Annotated in this window: 15 protein-coding genes and 2 pseudogenes; 12 read left to right on the top strand and 5 right to left on the bottom strand. The window is 72.4% G+C overall.

The features are described from left to right. The first annotated feature begins 501 nt into the window (after positions 1 to 501). From SNA_RS15575 to SNA_RS43860, 10 genes and pseudogenes are all read left to right on the top strand, one after another. Entirely contained in the window at positions 502 to 1692 is a 1191-nt protein-coding gene (locus tag SNA_RS15575; protein WP_044365459.1) for an ATP-grasp domain-containing protein, read from the top strand. 11 nt (positions 1693 to 1703) lie between these two features. After that, positions 1704 to 3539, top strand: a complete 1836-nt coding sequence (locus SNA_RS15570) for an IucA/IucC family protein (protein WP_198535043.1) — start codon at positions 1704 to 1706, stop codon at positions 3537 to 3539. A gap of 308 nt (positions 3540 to 3847) precedes the next feature. Continuing rightward, positions 3848 to 5092, top strand: a complete 1245-nt coding sequence (locus tag SNA_RS15565) for an MFS transporter (RefSeq protein WP_241779672.1) — start codon at positions 3848 to 3850, stop codon at positions 5090 to 5092. Positions 5093 to 5208: 116 nt separating this feature from the next. Next, entirely contained in the window at positions 5209 to 7053 is a 1845-nt protein-coding gene (locus tag SNA_RS15560) for an IucA/IucC family protein (RefSeq protein WP_044365523.1), read from the top strand. Continuing rightward, complete coding sequence (locus SNA_RS15555; protein ID WP_044365458.1) at positions 7050 to 8291, top strand: type III PLP-dependent enzyme; 1242 nt, start codon at positions 7050 to 7052, stop codon at positions 8289 to 8291. Before SNA_RS15560 ends, SNA_RS15555 begins: the two co-directional genes overlap by 4 nt. Before the next feature lie 96 nt (positions 8292 to 8387). Beyond that, complete coding sequence (locus SNA_RS15550) at positions 8388 to 9617, top strand: NAD(P)/FAD-dependent oxidoreductase (RefSeq protein ID WP_030064945.1); 1230 nt, start codon at positions 8388 to 8390, stop codon at positions 9615 to 9617. Positions 9618 to 10123: 506 nt separating this feature from the next. Beyond that, a complete protein-coding gene (locus tag SNA_RS15545; RefSeq protein ID WP_044365457.1) occupies positions 10124 to 10324 on the top strand; it encodes a DUF5133 domain-containing protein in 201 nt (66 codons plus the stop codon). Positions 10325 to 10326: 2 nt separating this feature from the next. Further along, on the top strand, positions 10327 to 12711 hold the full coding sequence (locus SNA_RS15540) for a phosphoketolase family protein (RefSeq protein ID WP_044365454.1): 2385 nt from the start codon (positions 10327 to 10329) through the stop codon (positions 12709 to 12711). 43 nt (positions 12712 to 12754) lie between these two features. Further along, on the top strand, positions 12755 to 12946 hold the full coding sequence (locus SNA_RS15535) for a hypothetical protein (protein ID WP_030064947.1): 192 nt from the start codon (positions 12755 to 12757) through the stop codon (positions 12944 to 12946). A gap of 8 nt (positions 12947 to 12954) precedes the next feature. Continuing rightward, positions 12955 to 13167, top strand: a pseudogene (locus SNA_RS43860) (monovalent cation/H+ antiporter complex subunit F); the annotation flags it as partial. Between the two features lie 319 nt (positions 13168 to 13486). On the opposite strand, the gene SNA_RS15530 reads toward SNA_RS43860, so the two are convergent. Then, positions 13487 to 14146, bottom strand: coding sequence for an endonuclease (locus SNA_RS15530; protein WP_037789111.1), 660 nt, complete (start codon positions 14144 to 14146; stop codon positions 13487 to 13489). Positions 14147 to 14230: 84 nt separating this feature from the next. Further along, positions 14231 to 14599, bottom strand: a pseudogene (ligD, locus tag SNA_RS15525) (non-homologous end-joining DNA ligase LigD); the annotation flags it as partial. Between the two features lie 185 nt (positions 14600 to 14784). Between ligD and ku the strand changes: the two are divergent. Next, a complete protein-coding gene (gene ku, locus SNA_RS15520; RefSeq protein WP_044365522.1) occupies positions 14785 to 15882 on the top strand; it encodes a non-homologous end joining protein Ku in 1098 nt (365 codons plus the stop codon). Positions 15883 to 16023: 141 nt separating this feature from the next. Next, positions 16024 to 16245, top strand: a complete 222-nt coding sequence (locus SNA_RS15515; protein ID WP_030064950.1) for a DUF6458 family protein — start codon at positions 16024 to 16026, stop codon at positions 16243 to 16245. 68 nt (positions 16246 to 16313) lie between these two features. Here SNA_RS15515 and SNA_RS15510 read toward each other — a convergent pair whose 3' ends face one another. The 3 genes from SNA_RS15510 to SNA_RS15500 all read right to left on the bottom strand — a co-directional run bounded on the left by SNA_RS15510 (position 16314) and on the right by SNA_RS15500 (position 18490). Beyond that, on the bottom strand, positions 16314 to 16538 hold the full coding sequence (locus tag SNA_RS15510; protein WP_157879929.1) for a hypothetical protein: 225 nt from the start codon (positions 16536 to 16538) through the stop codon (positions 16314 to 16316). A 164-nt stretch (positions 16539 to 16702) separates the two neighbouring features. Continuing rightward, on the bottom strand, positions 16703 to 17575 hold the full coding sequence (locus SNA_RS15505; protein WP_044365452.1) for an NmrA family NAD(P)-binding protein: 873 nt from the start codon (positions 17573 to 17575) through the stop codon (positions 16703 to 16705). Positions 17576 to 17698: 123 nt separating this feature from the next. Next, positions 17699 to 18490: a uracil-DNA glycosylase gene (locus SNA_RS15500; protein ID WP_037789114.1), complete on the bottom strand. Its 792-nt coding sequence runs from the start codon at positions 18488 to 18490 to the stop codon at positions 17699 to 17701. Positions 18491 to 18506 lie beyond the last annotated feature (16 nt).

The raw sequence follows: 18506 nt of genomic DNA, 5'->3' as shown, positions 1-18506 counted from the left end.
CGGTCACGTCGTACCGGGGGCTCGCGTGTGGTTCGTGTGCGGTGTCTGGGGTGCTCCATGTACATCCCGGTGCGCCATCTCTGCTGCGCCATACCTGCGCCATATCTCGGCCTTGTACCTCCCCGGTGGGTTGTACGTCTCGAAGGTCGTACGTCTCGAAGTGGGGTGGGTGTCGCGGGGTTTGGGGCGTTGGGCGTCTGCCGCGTGCCTTGTCCTGTGCCTCGCGATGCCTCCTTGTTCCGGCAACGAATACGGAGAGTGATTCATTCCCTCCGGTGTGTTGTTTTGCTCCGGTGCATCCGATGTTCCTCCGGAAAGGCACGCGGCAGCCGGGATGTTGATCCGGAGCATCCGAGGGCCGGAGCAACCCATGAGGTGTCGACGCTGCGGTGGAGTAGCCGATCCGGGTTTCTTCTCGATCCGGGTTTCTTGTCTGGTGTTTGGCCGTTGGGCGCGCCGGTCTTGGTTTCGTTCGATAGTGACTCTGAAGGGGTCCCGCTCATGCGGATGTATTTGCTCGCCCTCAACCCCACCGACTCGGTCACCGAGGGGTTTCTGCCTGCCGCTGCGCGTCTCGGTGTTGAGGTCACGATCCTGACCGATCAGCCCGAGGCGCACCGGAGTGACGTCCCACGGGGGACGGAGGTCCTGGAGTGCGATGTTCGTGACTTCCGGGCCGTGATCACCTGTGTGGCAGGTCGGCGGCCCGCCGATGCGATCTTCACCAACAGCGATCACCTCCAGGTCCAAGCAGCCCTGGCTGCCGACTACTTCGGGCTGCCCGGCAAGGACTGGCGGGCCGCGTTGTGTGCCAAGAACAAGGCCGAGATGCGGCGGCGGCTCGCGGTGGCCGGGGTGGACACCGTACGGACCGTGGAGCTGGAGCCCGGGCAGGACCCGAGCGTGCTGGCCGCCGCCGAGCTTCCGTATCCGTGTGTGATCAAGCCGCGGGAGGGGGTGGCCAGCGAGGATGTGATGCTCGTCGACGGGCCCGGCGAACTGGTCGTATGTGCCAAGGAGATCCAGACGCGGCGGCCCGAGGTGGCGCTGGTCGCGGAGGAGTTCCTGCCGGGGCAGCTGTACACGCTGGAGACGCTCGGTGACGGGCGGCTGCGCCATGTCCTGGGTGGGTTCCGTACCGCCGTTTCCGCGCCGCCGACCTTCATCGAGACGGGGCTTGAGTTCGTTGCGGCCCATCCGCAGTCCATTACCGATCAGGTGCTGGCGCAGCTTGATGCGCTGGGCGTCGGGTTCGGCGCCTGTCATACGGAGTTCGTGGTGCACGAGGGCCGGGCGCGGCTCATCGAGGTGAACTACCGCGTCATTGGCGATCAGTGCGATCTGTTGCTGGCGCATGTTCTCGGCATACCTCTCTTCGAGCTCATTCTGCGGGCGCATTTGGGCGAGCCACTGCCTGCGGACCTCGGTGCCCGGCACGGCGGTGCGGCTCGGGTGGAGTACGCCCTCGCCGACCGGGCGGGGACGCTGGTCTCGGCGCCCGGCGCCGTGGACCGCACCGTCGACGGTGTGCGGCTTGCCTACCGGCCGCTGCGCGCGGTCGGTTCCGAGGAGCCGCACTACCGCACCAACCGCGACTACATAGGCGTCGTCCGGGCCTTCGGTACCGAGCACGGTGCGGTGGTCCGCGCGGTGGAGGGCTTCTTCGCCACCGAGAGGTGGGAGATCGCGTGATGAGTGACGTGATGAGTTTGTCCGATCAGCCGGATCCCGAGTCGGGGCTGCTCGTGCGGGTGCTGAGTGCGCTCCTGCGGGAAGACGTTGTGGGGTTGCGTACGCGCGGTGCCGTGCTGGAGCGGCCGGACGGTCCCTGGCTGCGGTTGCCCGCGGGCGCAGCGGAAGGCGCGCTGTTGCTTCCGCTGGGTCCCGACGGCTATCAGAGCCGTTATGCCGCCCGGCTGCCGTTGCTGGTGCGCGAGGCCGACGGCGCCCGGCTGACCACGCTCGACGAGGTCATCTCCGCGCTGCGCGCGCTGGCGGACCCCGTCGACCGTCCCGGTTTCGATGCGTTCGCCGAGGAGTGCCGGCAGACGCTGGTGACGATGCGGCTGCACGCCCGGACACGGGATGAGGCCGACGGGGAGTTGGTGGAGCGTCATGGACGTGAGGTTGGAGGCTGGTTGGGGTTGGGTGGGGGGCTGGCCTTTGATGCGCTGGCGGCGCGTCTTGACCATCCTGTGTACCCGACCTCCCGGGGGCGGGCCGGCCTGGACGAAACGCAGGTGCGGGCGTACGCGCCGGAGTTCCGGCCGGACTTCGCGTTGCACTGGCTCGGCGTGCCGCGGGCCGCGGTGGCCGTGGCGGGCGGCGAGGCGGCGCTGCCCGACTGGTGGCCGACGCCTGCTGAGGTGGGGCTGGCACATCTCGGGGACGGGCATCTGTGTCTTCCGGTGCATCCGTTGACGCTGGGCGAACCGCTGCGCGGCGCGCTGCGCGAGAGCGGGCTGGAGGGTGCGGCGGTGCTGTCCGAGCACGCCTGGGTCGGTGTCGTACCGACGTTGTCGATGCGCACCGTGGCGGTGGCCGACGATCCCGCCCTGCATCTGAAGCTGCCGCTGGCCACCTCGACGCTGGGGCTGCGCAACCGGCGCACCATCAAGCCTCGTACGTTGATCGACGGCGCCGAGGGGCAGCGGCTGCTGGAGAAGGTGATCGCCCGCGAACCGCGGTTCGCGGAGTCGGTTCTTCAGGCCGATGAGACCGTGTATGCGCATGCCGGTCATGAGCTGCTGGCCGTGCTGTGCCGCCGCTACCCGGCCGGTCTGGACGGGAGTGTCGTGGTGCCGATGGCCGCGCTGCTGAGCCGGGCGCCGGGCGGGGGGCTGGTGATCGACCGTCTCGCCGACCGTTTCTACGGCGGCGATCCGCTCGCCCTGCTGGACGCCTGTCTCACCCTGCTCTTCGACTGGCAGACCACGCTCTTCGGCTACGGCATCGGTCTGGAGTCCCATCAGCAGAACATCTCGCTGGTGCTGGACCCGACGGCCGGCGGCACCCGGCTGCGGCTCCTGTTCAAGGACAATGACGGGCCGCGGATCAACGCCGTACGACTGCGGGAGGCACTGGGTGCGGACGCCCCCGACCCCGCGGATTTCACCGACCCGAGGATATTCGGGGACGGTGACCGGCCGGTGCTGGATCTGTTCACGACCATCACGCTGCACCTGTGTGCGGGCTCCTACGCCTTCGGGCTCGCGCGGCACGGGCGGGCGCCGCTCGGGCGGCTGCTGGGGCTCGTCCGCGACCGGCTTGCCGAGGCCGTCGAGCGGCAGGGCACGGGGGCGGGCGAGCCGGGGGCGGCACTGCGCGCTGCCGTGTTGGACGCGCCCGAGCTGCCGATCAAGGCCATGGTCAGCGCCGGGACCTTGCTCTCCAAGGAGCGGTCGGGTGCGGCCGACATCAACAAGCACTATGCGAGCGGGCCCAATTACCTGCTGATGCGGGCGGGGGCCGTGCCCGGGGATACGCGGGGGTCCGGCCCTCCGCTGCCGCAGTCTCTGACGTCGACGGGGAGCGCTTGATGGCCACCTCCATGTCTCGTATGACCCCAACGTCCAGTTCCACGTCCAAGTCCACGTCCAGTTCCACATCCACACCCGCGCCCAAGCACAGTCCCGCGCCCAGTCCCAAGTCCAGTTCCAGTCCCAGTTCCGCATCCGCCCCCACATCCGTCTCCGCCTCCTCCGCTCCCGCGACTGCGGCTCCAGCGACCGCTGCTACTTCAAAGAACACCGTTCGGTCACAGAGAGTTGCAGGATCGCGGACGGGCGCCGCGGACGCCGTCGAGGTCGCGTCGCGGCCGGGGATCGGGCGGCGGCAGGTGTATGCGGTGGCCGGGTGTTATTTCGTGGCGTCGTTCGCCGCGCTCGGGCTGCCGCCGTATCTGACCGAGATCCTGCCGGAGCTGGGGGACGGCGCGGCCCGCTGGGCCGGTCTGCTGTATGTCGTACCGACCATCTTCGGTGCGATAGGCGCCCCGCTGTGGGGCCGTCTTGCCGACCGTTTCGGACGTAAACGGCTGCTGTTGCGGGCGCAGTTGGGGCTGGCGGCGGCGTTTCTGCTGGCCGGCTGGGCGGATTCGCTCGGTGCGTTCGCCGCGGCGCTGGTCCTTCAGGGCGTGCTGGGCGGCACCTTTGCCGCATCGAACGGCTACCTGGGGGCGTCCCTGGAGGGCGGTGCGCTGTCCCGGGCGCTGACGCTGATGCAGGGCAGTGCCCGTGCGGCGCTGGTGTTCGCGCCGATCGTGGTCGGCGCGCTGTCGCCGTGGCTCTCGCCGCACCGCCAGTACGCGTTGCTGGCCGTCCTGCCGCTGACCGCCGCCGTGATGCTGGCGGCGCTCCCGGAGCCGCCGGCGAGCGACACTTCGACGACGCCGTCCCCGACGGACGCTGCGGCGACGCCGTCCCCGGAGGACGCCAGGGCGGCCGTACGGGCGGACCTTGCGTCCCCGGCTCCCGACGCCGGGGCGGCCGCCGCTCTGCGCAGGCTCTATGTCCTGGAGTTCGCGTTCGTCTTCTCGACGGTGATTTCGTTCCCGTATCTGATCTCGCTGATCAAGGAGCGCATACCCGGCACCGGGCCGTTGGTGTCCGGCGTGCTGTTCGCCCTGCCGCATATGTGCTATCTGGTCGCGGCGATGGCGGTCCACGCACTGTTCCGTACCCGCCCGCGGCTCGGTATCGCATGTGGCTTCGGCGCCATCGCGATCGGGCTGGCCGGGCATGGCGTCGTCGACTCCCTCGTCGGGTTCGTCGTGGTGCGGCTGGTGCTCGGCGCCGGTCTCACGCTGGGCCTGGTGTGTCTGTCCGTCCTGGCCGCCGACTGCGCCAAGGGCCGGGCCCCCGGCGGGCTCTTCGGCTCCATCGAATTCTTCTCCAAGGCCGGTGCGGTCGCCGCCGGTCTGGCCGCCGCGGCGGGCAACGACTGGTTCGGTCCGGCCGCGCCGCTGGTGATCGGCACCGGGATCGCCCTGGTCACCGTGCTGGCGACGGTCCTCCCGTCGCTCCTCCCGTCGGTCCTCCCCTCGCGCCTCCTCGCGCACTTCCGTCTCCCCCGCACCCGCAGGAGCCCTTGATGCCCCCGCTGAGCAATTCCCCCACCACTGCCCAGGACCCCGCCACCGCCCAGGACGCCGGCACCGCCCGGACCCCCGAGCCCCCCGCGACCACCGGCCCCACCCAGGCCACCCCTATGACCCCAGCCCCAGCCCCCGCCCCGCCCCCCGCCGGTCCGCCCACCGCAGACCACGCCGTCGCCCACACTCTCCTGAACTGCCTGCTGCGCGAGGTCTCCGGCCCCGAGCACCAGACGGCCGTCGACGCCGGCCATCTGCTGCTGCGGCTGCCGCGCCGTGGCGTTCTGCTGCGGGTCACGTTGCGCCGTACCTCACTGATCGGCGCGCACCGCTTCGCCGGCCCGGTGACGGAGGAGGCCGACGGCGGCTGGCGGGAGGTCGGCTGGCGGCGGCTGGCCGAGTACGTCCATGCGGAGCTGTCGCTGCGGACCGGGGTGCACAACGACGAGTTCCTGGACCAGATCGCCTCCAGCCATCAGGCCGTGGCCACCGCGCTCGACAGCCGGGCGCCGGGCGGCCGCGCGCCGGGCGGCCGGACACCGGACAGGCGGGCGCTCGCCCCCCAGGCTCTCGCCACCGGGGCAGCCGGCAGCACGGCACCCGACGCGGACCGGCAAGCCACCTACCTGGCGTCCGAGCAGTCCCTCGTCCTCGGCCACCGTTTCCATCCCACCCCCAAGGCCCGCTCCGGCGACCCCGTCTCCTGGCGGTCGTACGCGCCGGAAGCCGGGGCGTCGTTCCCGCTGCTGCTGCTCGCCGTACGCGAGGAGCTGATCGTTGAGGAGGCCGCCGACGAGGGCGCCGCCGCGCCTCTGGATGCGCTGCATCGTGGTGTCCCGGACGGCTTCCGGCTGCTGCCGGTCCACCCCTGGCAGTACGAGCTGCTGTGCGGCCATCCGGGTCTGAAGGAGGCGCTGGGCCGTGGCGACCTCCGCGTCCTGGGAGCCAGTGAGACTGTCTTCGCAGCGACCGCGTCCGTGCGCACGCTCTACGACGGCGCGTCCTTCCTCAAGTTCAGCCTGAACGTCAGGATCACCAACTGCCTGCGGAAGAACGCCAGTTATGAGCTGTCGGGCGCCGTGGCGCTCACCCGGCTGCTGGCGCCGGTGTTCGCCGATCTGGCCGCGCGCTTCCCGGGGAGCGCGGTGCTGCGCGAGCCCGCCTACCGCAGTCTTGCGCTGCCGGGCCCGGACGGCCGCCCCGACACCGGGCTGCTCGAAGGGTTCGGCGTGATCGTCCGCGAGGGCCTGTCCCAGCGGCTGCTGCCCGGCACCACGCCGCTGCTGGCCGCCGCGGTCGCCGACGAGTACCCGCACAGCCCGGCGCATGTCTCGCGTCTCCTGGACGGCGCCGGTCCGCAGGCCGCGCTCGACTGGTGGGCCGCCTACCTGAATCTGCTGCTGCCGCCGGTGCTCGCCGCGTACTTCGACCACGGGGTGGTGCTGGAGCCGCACCTTCAGAACGTCCTGGTCTGTGTGGACGGCGACGGTATGCCCGCCCAGGTGCTCTTCCGCGACCTGGAGGGCACCAAGCTGGTCCCCGAACACCATGCCGGGCTGCTGGCCTCGCTCCCGGAGGACGTCGCCGGGCCGATGACGTACGACGCACAGCGCGGCTGGGACCGGGTCGTGTACTGCCTGCTGGTCAATCACGTCGCCGAGATGCTCGCCGCGCTGGCCGATCTGCATCCGGGCACCGAGGCGGACCTGTGGGCGCAGGTGCGGCGCACCCTCCAGGTCCATGCGGACCGCCACGGCTGCCCACCCCGGCTCGCCGCGCTGCTGGCGGGCGTCCCGCTGCCCGCCAAGGCCAATCTGCTGACCCGGTGGGAGCGCAAGGCCGACCGGGAGGCCGGTTACGTTCGGCTGCCCTCGCCGCTGGCCGAGTCGGTCCTGAACGGCGCCGTGCGCACCGATGACACCGTACGCACCGATGACACCCCCTCCTGGAGCACCCGATGACCGCCCCCACTCCCCCGGTACGCGACCTGGTCCGCACTCTGCGCTCCGAGGAGCTCCCGGCCTATGTGTATGACCTGACGGCCCTTCGGGAGCACCTGGCCGGTGTCCGGGCCGCGCTTCCGTCCTCCGTGGAGCTCTATTACGCCGCGAAGGCGAACCCGGAGCCGGAGATCCTGACGGCGCTGCGCCCGTATGTCGACGGCTACGAGGTGTCCTCGGGCGGGGAGCTGATGCATGTCGGCAAGGCGGTCCCCGGGGCGCCGCTGGCGTTCGGTGGTCCCGGCAAGACGCCGGCGGAGATCGGCGAGGCGCTGGAGCGGGGCGTCGAGCGCTTCCATGTGGAGAGCGTGTACGAGCTGCGCATGCTGGCCGAGCTGGCCGCCCGGCACGCCGGTGACCGGCGGATCGCCGTACTGCCGCGGTTCAACCTCCCGGTGGGCGGCGGCGCCCTGGACGGCAGTGCGCTGGCGATGGGCGGTCGCCCGACGCCCTTCGGTCTGGATCCCGCGCAGGCGGACGAGGTCGTCGCGCTGCTGACCGACGGCGGCCTTCCGCATCTCGAACTGCGCGGCGTGCACGCCCACTTGGCGAGCGGGCTGGAGGCGCCCGAGCAGCTGGCCGTGGCCGGGGCGATCGTCACCTGGGCGGTGCGGCTGGCCGCGCGGCACGGGTTCCCGCTCACCGAGGTGACGCTCGGCGGCGGGATGGCCGTCGACTATGCGGATCCCGGTGCCCGTTTCGACTGGACGGCCTACGGGGTGGGGCTTGCCCGGCTCGCCGCGGCGCACCCGGGGCTGACGCTGCGGATCGAGCCGGGCCGTGCGCTCACCGCGTACTGCGGCTGGTACGCCACCGAGGTGCTGGATGTGAAGCGCAGTCACGGTGCGGAGTTCGCGGTGGTGCGCGGCGGTACCCACCATCTGCGGACCCCGGCGACCAAGGGCCATGACCAGCCCTGCACGGTGCTGCCGTCAAACGAGCCGTGGCCGCATGCGTGGCCCCGGCCGGAGGCGTCGGGCGACCGGGTGACGCTGGCCGGTCAGCTGTGCACGCCGAAGGACGTGCTGGCGCGGGAGGTGCCGGCGCCGGGGCTGCGGGCCGGTGACCGGGTGGTCTTCGGGGTGGCAGGGGCGTACGCGTGGAACATCTCGCACCATGACTTCCTGATGCATCCGCGGCCCGGTTTCCACTTCCTGGGCGCGGGCACGGGGGACGGTGCCGCGGCTGACGAGGTCTGACGCGCTCGGCCCCCGGCAACACCTTCGGCGGGATCGGCCCGGCCGCTCAGTGGGTACCTGTGGCCTGAAGTACGGGATCAAGGGAGCTGAGCGGGAATGGCCACGAGCAATGCGTTGGTGATCGCCGGAGCGGGGCTGGCCGGCGCCAAGGCGGCGGAGACATTGCGGGCGGAGGGGTTCGACGGGCCGCTGGTGCTGCTGGGTGACGAGAGCGAGCGCCCGTACGAGCGGCCGCCGCTGTCCAAGGGGTATCTCATGGGCACGTCGGAGCGCGAGTCGGTGTATGTGCATCCGGCGCGGTGGTACGAGGACCATGACGTCGATCTGCGGCTGGGGACGGCGGTCACCGCCCTCGATGCGGCGGCCCATGAGCTGACCCTGGCCGACGGGAGCCGTCAGGGCTACGCCAAGCTGCTGCTGGCCACGGGGGCCACGCCGCGCCCGCTCGCGGTGCCGGGGGCGGAGCTCGACGGGGTGCTGTTGCTGCGTCAGCTGGCGGACAGCGACCGGATCAAGGACGCCCTGCCGGCGGCGCAGCAGATCGTGGTGGTCGGCGGGGGCTGGATCGGGCTGGAGACCGCGGCCGCCGCCCGGGCCGCGGGGGTGGCGGTGACGGTGGTGGAGACGGCGGAGCTGCCGCTGCTCGGGGTGCTGGGCCGCGAGGTCGCGCAGATCTTCGCGGATCTGCACACCGATCACGGTGTCACCTTCCGTTACGGCGCCGAGGTCGCGGAGATCACCGGCACGCTCGGCCATGCGGACGGGGTGCGGCTGGCGGACGGCACCCAGATCCCCGCGGATGCGGTGATCGTAGGCATCGGGGTCACGCCCAACAGCCTGCTGGCCGAGGGCGCCGGGCTGGAGGTGGACAACGGTGTGGTGGTCGATGCGCAGCTGCGTTCCTCGCATCCGGACATCCATGCCGCGGGCGATGTGGCGAACGCCTTCCATCCGTTCCTGGGCAGGCATCTGCGCGTCGAGCACTGGGCGAACGCCCTCCATCAGCCGCAGGCCGCGGCCAGGGCGATGCTCGGGCAGGACGTGGCGTACGACCGGCTGCCGTACTTCTTCACCGACCAGTACGACCTGGGGATGGAGTACACCGGCCATGTGGAGCGGGGCGGCTATGACCGGGTCGTCTTCCGCGGCGATACGGCGCGCCGCGAGTTCATCGCGTTCTGGCTCTCCGGTGGCCGGGTGTTGGCGGGGATGAATGTGAACGTCTGGGATGTGGTGGAGCCGATCCGGGCGCTGGTGACCAGCGGCCGGACGGTTGATACGGAGCGGCTGGCGGACCCGGGCGTGCCGTTGACGGAGCTGGTGTGAGCCGCGGCGGGATCCGCGCCCGGTTTCTGGCCACGTTTACCCCTCTGGTCGTCGGTTAGCCGCCCGGCATGACCGCGCGCAGCTGCTTGGGCGCGCGCACCATGGTTGAGGAAGGAGGGGCGCCATGACCACCGAGCCGACACCTGACGGACCGGGCCCCGTGCCGCGCGAGCCGGATCCGTTGCCGCGCGATCCCCGCCCGGCCGAGCCGGAACCGGAGCCGGGGGGACCGGGCCCGAAGGAACCGCCGGGCACGGGGCCGGGCGAGCACCCGGCGCCGGAACCGCCCGACTGAGCGGTCCGCCCGACCGGGCAGACCGCCGGCCGAGCGGACCACCCGACCGACCGACACCGCCGGCCGGCACCACCGACCGGCACAGGGTGCCTCCGGTTGCGTGCGCCGGGTGACGGGTCCACCGTGGGACATCCCACCTCCGGTTGGCGCGAGGCGCCTGCGGGAGGGTTTCGGGACGGGCCTCGGGAGCGCTCACCACGCGGGAGACAGCATGCTGCTGCCGGACAAGACCGTGCTCGCCTCGCATCTGCGGCGCTACCGGCTCTGGGAGGACCTGGTGCACGCCGAGCCCCGCGATCCGGCCAGGCGCCGCCGGCTGGAGGATGTCGCCTACACCCTGTGCGTTCTGACGGGCCGCCGCACCGCCCGCGAGGCGGTCACCGCGGCGGAGAGCTATCTCGCGAGGAGATGAGCATGCGCGACGCAGCGACGCCGCCCGCCCCGACCCACCTCGACCCCGCCGAACTGCGCACCCTGGACGCCCACTGGCGGGCGGCCAACTATCTGGCCGTCGGCCAGATCTATCTGATGGCCAATCCCCTGCTGACCGAGCCGCTGCGCCCCGAGCACATCAAACCGCGGCTGCTCGGCCACTGGGGCACCTCGCCGGGCCTCAACCTCGTGTACACCCACCTCAATCGCGTCATCAAGGCCCGCGATCTGGAGGCGCTGTGCATCTGGGGGCCGGGCCACGGCGGTCCTGCCGTCCTGGCCAATTCCTGGCTCGACGGCACGTACGGCGAGACCTACCCGGATGTCGGCCGGGACCGTGCGGGCATGGAGCGGCTCTTCCGTCAGTTCTCGTTCCCCGGCGGGGTCCCCAGCCATGTCGCGCCGGAGACGCCGGGCTCGATTCATGAGGGCGGTGAGCTGGGCTATTCCCTCGCCCATGCCTACGGGGCGGCGTTCGACAATCCGCGGCTGCTGGTGGCCTGTGTGATCGGGGACGGCGAGGCGGAGACGGGGCCGCTGGCCGCGTCCTGGCACGCCACCAAGTTCCTCAACCCGGTCCATGACGGCGCGGTCCTGCCGATCCTGCACCTCAACGGCTACAAGATCGCCAACCCGTCCGTGCTGGCCCGGATCCCGCACGACGAGCTGGACGCCCTGCTGCGCGGCTACGGCCACGATCCGCTCTACGTCGTCGGCAACGACCCCGCGACCGTGCACGATGCGCTGGCCGCCGCCATGGACCGGGCGCTGGACCGGATCGGCGACATCCAGCGCCGCGCCCGTTCCGGCGGCGAGACGGAGCGCCCGCACTGGCCGGCGATCGTGCTGCGGACGCCCAAGGGCTGGACGGGCCCCCGCGAGGTCGACGGGCTGCCCGTCGAGGGCACCTGGCGGGCGCACCAGGTGCCGCTGGCGGGCGTACGCGACCATGTCGACCACCGCCGTCAGCTGGAGGGCTGGCTGCGCTCGTACCGGCCGGAGGAGCTCTTCGACGCCGCGGGCGCGCCGCGGCCGGACGTGCTGGCGTGTGTGCCCGAGGGGTCCCGGCGGCTGGGCGCCTCCCCGCACGCCAACGGCGGGCTGCTGCTGCGCGAGCTGCCGCTGCCGCCTCTGGAGCGGCATGCGGTGGACGTCGACAAGCCCGGCACCGTGCTGCACGAGCCGACCCGGGTGCTCGGCGGCATGCTGCGGGCGGTCATGGCGGCTACCGCGCGGCGCCGTGACTTCCGCGTCGTCGGCCCCGACGAAACGGCCTCCAACCGTCTGGAGGCCCTCTACGAAGCCACCGGCAAGGACTGGCAGGCCGAAACGGTCGGCACCGACGAGCATCTGTCGCGCGAGGGCCGGGTCATGGAGGTGCTCTCGGAGCATCTGTGCCAGGGCTGGCTGGAGGGCTATCTGCTCACCGGGCGGCACGGGCTGTTCTCCAGTTACGAGGCGTTCGCGCACATCGTCGACTCGATGGTCAACCAGCACATCAAGTGGCTGCGCACCGCCCGCCGGCTCCCCTGGCGGCGTCCCGTCGCCTCGCTGAACTATCTGCTGACGTCCCATGTCTGGCGCCAGGACCACAACGGCTTCTCCCACCAGGACCCCGGTTTCGTCGACCACATCCTCAACAAGAGCCCGGAGGTCGTGCGCGTCTATCTGCCGCCGGACGCCAACACCCTGCTCTGCGTGGCCGAGCACGCGCTGCGCAGCCGTGATTACGTCAATGTCATCGTGGCCGGCAAGCAGCCGTGCTTCGACTGGCTCACGCTGGAGGAGGCGCGCGCCCACTGCGCCCGCGGCGCCGGGGCGTGGGCGTGGGCGGGCACCGAGGACGGCGGCGACCTCGATGTGGTGCTGGCCTGCGCCGGGGACGTGCCGACCCAGGAGACCCTGGCCGCCGCCGGTCTGCTGCGCCGTCATCTGCCCGAGCTGACGGTGCGGGTGGTCAATGTCGTCGACATGGCCCGGCTGCTGCCGCCGGGGGAACACCCGCACGGGATGCCGGACTTCGAGTACGACGCGCTGTTCACGCCCGACAAGCCGGTGATCTTCGCGTACCACGGCTACCCCTGGCTGATCCACCGGCTGTGCTACCGGCGCACCGGCCACCCCCATCTGCATGTCCGCGGCTACAAGGAGGAGGGCACCACGACCACCCCCTTCGACATGGTCGTCCGCAATGATCTCGACCGCTACCGCCTGGTCATGGACGTCGTGGACCGCGTCCCGGGCCTGGGGGTGCGCGCGGTGGCCCTGCGGCAGGCGATGGCCGATACCCGTACCCGCCATCACGCCTGGATCCGGGAGCACGGGACGGATCTGCCGGAGGTGGCGGACTGGACGTGGACGGGGTGAGGGAGTGAAGGGTGACGGGGCGACGGAGACAGGAGGTGCACGGATGACTCGCCCGGCGGCGGCCGCGGCGCTCGCGGCCGGGGCCGAACTCCTGGGCTGGTGGGCGGCGTTGACCGCGCTGTGGATCGTGCTGATCAGCAGCGTCGGCACGCTGGAGTGGGTGGTCGGCGCCCTGTCCGCGCTGCTGGCCGCCTGCGCCGCCCGCGCCGCGCGGCGCGCGTCCCGCGACCGGTGAACGGCTGGATGGCCGCGGGCACGGCGCTGCTGCTGTGCGACGTGCCGGCCGGCTGGGCCGCGGCCACCGGTCCGGTACGGCGGCGGGTGATCGCCCAGAACGCCACGACCACGCTGCTCGGCCTGGCCGTGCTGCTGCTCGCCCAGGGCTTCGCCCGCCCCGCGTACCAGGACCCGGCGCTGCTGCTCGCGGTGCTCGGCCCCGCCGGGACGCTGTTGTATGTGCGGCTGCTCGCGGACGCGCTGGCGGCCGGCCCGCCACCGGGCCGCGCGCTGCGCGCCGTGACGTGGTGCACCTACGGCGCCGTGCCGCTGGTGGTGGTGCCCCTGTGCGTGGTTGCGGGACCGGGCCGTGCGCTGGCGAAACTGCTGGTCATCGGGGGGTTGTTGGCGCTGGGCAGCTGGGTGGCGGGGCGGGTCGTCACGGCCGCCTCGGGGGGCGGGCGGCGACTATGTGGCGTGCTTCGTGGCGGGGCTGGCGCTGGTGGCGGCGTTGGTGGCGTGACGGGTGGGGGCACGGCGTCGTCGGGGCTCAGCGCCCTCACCCCGCCGCGGCCTCCCGGACCTCCTCGGCGATCCCCCGGTCCAGGGCCGCCCGCACCAGCGCCGAGGCGAACGCGGCCTCCTCGCCCTCCTCGATCAGCCCCGCCAGCTTCGCCCCGTCGCGCGGCAGCCCCAGCCGCTCCGCGCCCTGTACGGCCTTGGGGTCGAGAAACGGGGCGAACTCCGTCCAGATCCCCTGCACCTCCCGCAGGAAAATGGCGGCGCCCGTGGGCCCGACCCCCGGCATCTCCTGGAGCGCACGGGACAGCGCGCGGGCCTCGCCGCCGGCCGCCTCCCGCATCCGCCGCAGATCGCCGCCGTATGTGTCGAGCAGCAGCTCGGCGCCCTCGCCGAGCCGGGTGGCGGTGCTCTCGTCGTAGCGCCGGTAGCCGCCTTCGCCCAGCGCGTCGACGCGCTGCTGCCAGGTGGCGTCCAGCATCCGGCGCGGTGTGCCCATCCCCGCGTCGAACAGCGCCCGCGCCGCGGCGACCGCCACCGAGGCCCGGATCCGCGTGCTGAGCAGATCGGCCAGCACCAGGAGCTGGTAGAGCGGCTGCGGGGTGTTGCGCAGCCTGATACCGCACTCCTCGGCGTAGGTCCGGCCGTACCGGTCCAGCAGCTCCCGGACGAGGACCCGTTGCCCGCCGTCACGCACCACGTCCGCACTCCTTTCCGCCGCGCATCCGCTTCCGTACCACCGAGGCTGGGTCACGGAAACCCGCCCCGCCCCCCAACGGCAAACTCAGCCCCTTGCCGCCGGCCGCCGCCGCGCGGCCCGCAGCGAGCGTCCCCGCCCCGGCACACCCGCCCACGGCCGCGACCGCAGCTGCTCCAGCACGCCCGCCACATCCCGCAACGACCACCGCCGCGCGGTCAGCTCCGGGTCCTCCAGCTGCCGCCGGCTGATCGGCGTCGCCGCCGGCGCCCCCGGCTTCGCCCGTACCGACCACGGGGCGACGACGGTCTGGGCGTACGCGTTGCGCTGCACATCGAGGTAGAGCCGGCCGCCCCGGGCCTCCTTGCGTACGGCGGTCGTCAGCCGGTCCGGGTGGCGCTCCGCGAGCGCCACCGCCCGGTGCGCACGCCGGCCGTTCCGGTCGTCGCGTCTCCCTCCGTATCGCCCATGGGGGCGGGTGTACCCGATCGGCGCGGCCGCAGTCCCGGGCGTACCGGGGGCCCCGCTCGGCTTCACCCTTTCGGGCCCGCGCGGCCGCGGCCACCCGTCGGCGCCATGAGATGTACGCCCCGGTCCCCCCACCTACGATGAATCTCAGCGCCGACGGAAAGCGGACCCCCATGCGCCCCACGGCGAAGTTCTCCATCAGCTTCGGGCTGGTCACCATCCCGGTGGCCGCCTATTCCGCCACGGACACGACCGCGTCGGTCAGCTTCGTACGGATCCATACGGCGGACGGCGGACGGGTGCGCAACCAGCCGGTGTGTTCCCTGGAGGATGTCGAGATCCCGCCGGACGAGATCGGCCGGGGCTACAAGGCCGACGGGGACACCGTCGTACCGCTGAGTGACGAAGACCTGGACGCGCTGCCGCTGCCGACCGCCAAGACACTGACGATCCTGGCCTTCGTCGACGGCGGCGCGATCGACCCGCTCCAGATGGACAAGGGCTACTACCTGAGCGCCGACGGCGCGGCGGCGGCCAAGCCGTACGTCCTGCTGCGCGAGGCCATGGAACGCCACCGGCGCGTCGGGCTCGGCAAGGTCGCGCTGCACGGCCGGGAGACGCTCGCCATGATCCGTCCGGTCGAGGATGCACTGGTGATGCAGATCCTGCTCTGGCCGGACCAGATCCGTCCGATGGAGGGCGTGCTGCCCGAGGGCGAGGCGGCTCTCGGTACCAAGGAGGTGGCGGCCGCCGAGAGCCTGATGGCCTCCTACGGCGAGCTGTCGGAGGACGATGTGCACGATCACTACCGCGAGGCGCTCGAGGAGATCGTGGCGGCGAAGCTGGCGCATCGCGAACCGGACTTCGAAACCGCCGGGGAAGAGCCCGCCGCGCAGGTGATGGACCTGATGGCGGCCCTCCAGGACAGCGTCCGCGCCGCGAAGAAGTCACGCGGCGAGGAGACCGGCGCCGAGCCCGCCACCGTCACCGCGCTGACCGGCCACCCTGCGCGGGGCACGGCGAAGAAGGGCGCCGCGAAGCAGAGCGCCACGAAGGAGAGCCCCCCGAAGAAGACGGCGGCGAAGCGGGCGGGCGCCAGGTCGGCAGAGGCGAAGAAGTCGGCCGGCACCAAGAAGTCCGCGACGGCCGGGACAACCGGAACGGCCAGGGCCACCGCGGCCGACAAGGCGGCGAAAACGACGAAGGCGACGGGCCGGAAGACCACCGCCGCCAAGAAGACCGCGAGCAAACCCCGCCGCCAGGCCGGCTGATCCGCCGCTCCGTCTTCCCGCCCCTCCCCGTACACGAACCCCCGGCCCCCGGGTACCCGCCCCTCTGCACACCTGAGCGCACAGCGCGCCAGATCCCTTTCCCAACCGATCGCCTGACTGCCGGTTACGGAGGCGGAAACCATGGGTATCGGCGGGTGCATCGGCCTGCTCGCGGTGGGGGCGATCCTCACCTTCGCGGTGGACTGGCACATGGCCGGAGTCAACCTCGACCTCGTCGGCATCATCTTCATGATCGTCGGCGTCATCGGTCTTGCCACCTATGTGAGCATCCTCAAGCGGCGGCGCACCCAGCCTCCGTCCCCCGGCGCGCCGGTGGTCGACGTCGAGGACAACCGCCGCTGAGCTCCCCCGACATACGACGGGCCGGCCGGTGGCGTCGTCCGCCGCCGGCCGGCCCACTGCGCGAGGGCTCAGAAGCGCTCGGCCGGGCTGGGCAGCAGGGCCTCGTTCCAACGAACGTGGCTGAGATCGCTGGTGGTGTTCAACGCTTCCGCCACGATCGGCAGGACGACGGGCCCGGAGAACTCGGGCTGGCCGCCCGAGCGGCCACCGCCCGCGGCATGCGCGGGGGACGCGAGACCACCGAGTACTCCGGCGGCCAGGATGATCAGGCCGGACATACGACTACGACGCACTGAACTCTCCCAACTGAAGTCCGAGCAAAGGAACCGGCCCCGGCACCTGGCCGGAACCTGCGCTGCTAACGGGCCGGTGGTCGTTCGGTCACTGAGGTTTAGTCCTTTGGGCTGGTGGACGGCGGCCTCGGGCACGGACACAGGCTTCGGCAGGGGCTTCGACGTCAGTCCCCGGACAGCGCAGGCTTGAGCACATCCGCCGCGAACTCCTCCGCCGAGCGCGGCCGACGGCCCAGGACGCGTGAGACGCCGTCGCCGAGGCCGGCCACTCCCTCGCGGCGGTAGTTCGCGTACAGGCCGTGGAGCCCGTCGATGATCTGTGGGCCGACTCCGCGGGCCGCCAGTTCGGCACGCCAGGCGTCGTCCAGCGGTACGTCGACGTGGCGCACCGGGCGGCCGAGGCCGGCGGCGAAGCGGTCGGCGAGCTGGGGCAGGGTCAGGGACTCCGGGCCGCTGAGGGCGATCTCGCCGCCGACCGGGCGCTCCGCAAGGAGTTCGGCGACGGCGACGGCCGCGATGTCCCGTACGTCCACATACCCGCGGGCGCCGGGTCCGGCCGGGTCGGCCAGGGTGCCGTGGGCGAGCGAGGCGGCTGCGGGGAGGAAGTTCTGGAGGAAGCGGTCGGGTTGCAAGACCGTCAGTTCCCGGACGCCCGCGCTGCGCAGGCGTGCGGTGATCGTGTCGTGGGCGCCGGTGACGGGGTCCGGAGCCATGCCGTCACCCGTGAAAGGGCGGGCGCCGAGTTTGACGATCCGGCGGGCGCCGGCCTTGAGGGCGGCGAGGCCCACGGTCGTTTCGGCGGCGATCTGGTCCTCGGCGAAGGGGTGGGCGAGGTAGAGCCGGTCCACGCCGGCGACCGCGGCCCGGACGTCCGCCGCATCGGCGGCGTCCCCGCGGACGACCTCGCCGCGGACCGTTCCGAGCGCCTTGACACCGGCCTCGGAACGGACGAAGTAGCGCACGTCGGGGCGGTGGCGCAGCGCATCGGTCAGGTGGCGGCCGACCGAACCGTTCGGCGTGGTGATCAAGATGGTCATGGAAGTTCCCCGCGGGTAGCCCTGGTCAAGATCCTTTCCCTGTCAACGGCACGCAGGCGGTGGGGAATTCCCGCGTCGGGCAGGTGCGGTGGCGGCCCCGGGGGCATCCGTCGGCCCGATGGCTCACCGGTGCCCGTTCAGGCCGGCCAGCTCGGCCGCGCGGGCGAGCAGGTCGGTGAGCATGGCGGGGGTGAGTTTGCCGGTGAAGGTGTTCTGCTGGCTGGGGTGGTAACTGCCCAGGATGTGCAGCGGCCCGCGGTCGTCGCCGAGGGCGGGCAGGGTGAACTCCGCGCCGTGGGCGAAGGCGGGCCTCGGGCGGGGGATCCGCCGGCCCGCGTCGTCGAGGACGGGCAGCAGGGCCTGCCAGGCGAAGGCGCCCAGCGCGAGGACGGCCTTGAGGGTCGGGGCGAGGAGTTCCAGTTCCCTGGCCAGCCAGGGGCGGCAGGTGGCGCGTTCGTCCGGGGTCGGCTTGTTGCGCGGCGGGGCGCAGTGGACGGGGGCGGTGATCCGCACCCCGTACAGCTCCAGGCCGTCGTCCCGGTGGGTGGCCTCGGGCTGGGAGGCGAGGCCGACGGCGTGCAGCGCGGCGAAGAGGAAGTCGCCGGAGGCGTCCCCGGTGAACATGCGTCCCGTGCGGTTGCCGCCGTGCGCGGCCGGTGCCAGTCCGATCACCGCGAGCGCGGCATCCGGCGGGCCGAAGCCCGGGACCGGCCGCGCCCAGTACTCCCAGTCGCGGAACGCCGCGCGGCGGGCCGCGCCGATCTCCTCCCGCCACTCGACGAGCCGGGGACAGGCCCGGCACCGGATCAGCTGCGTCTCCATGGCGTCGAGCCCGCCGGAACGCGCCGCACAGTGCCCCGGGAAGGCGCGGTCGGTGGTGGGCGGGGGTGCGTCCGTCTCGCGGGGGTGGTGCATGGCGCCACGCTAGGGC

The organism is Streptomyces natalensis ATCC 27448 (assembly GCF_000935125.1).
Taxonomy (GTDB): Bacteria; Actinomycetota; Actinomycetes; order Streptomycetales; family Streptomycetaceae; genus Streptomyces; species Streptomyces natalensis.
The sequence above is the reverse complement of the archived record's forward strand: the minus strand, read 5'-3'. Positions and strand labels throughout refer to the sequence as shown.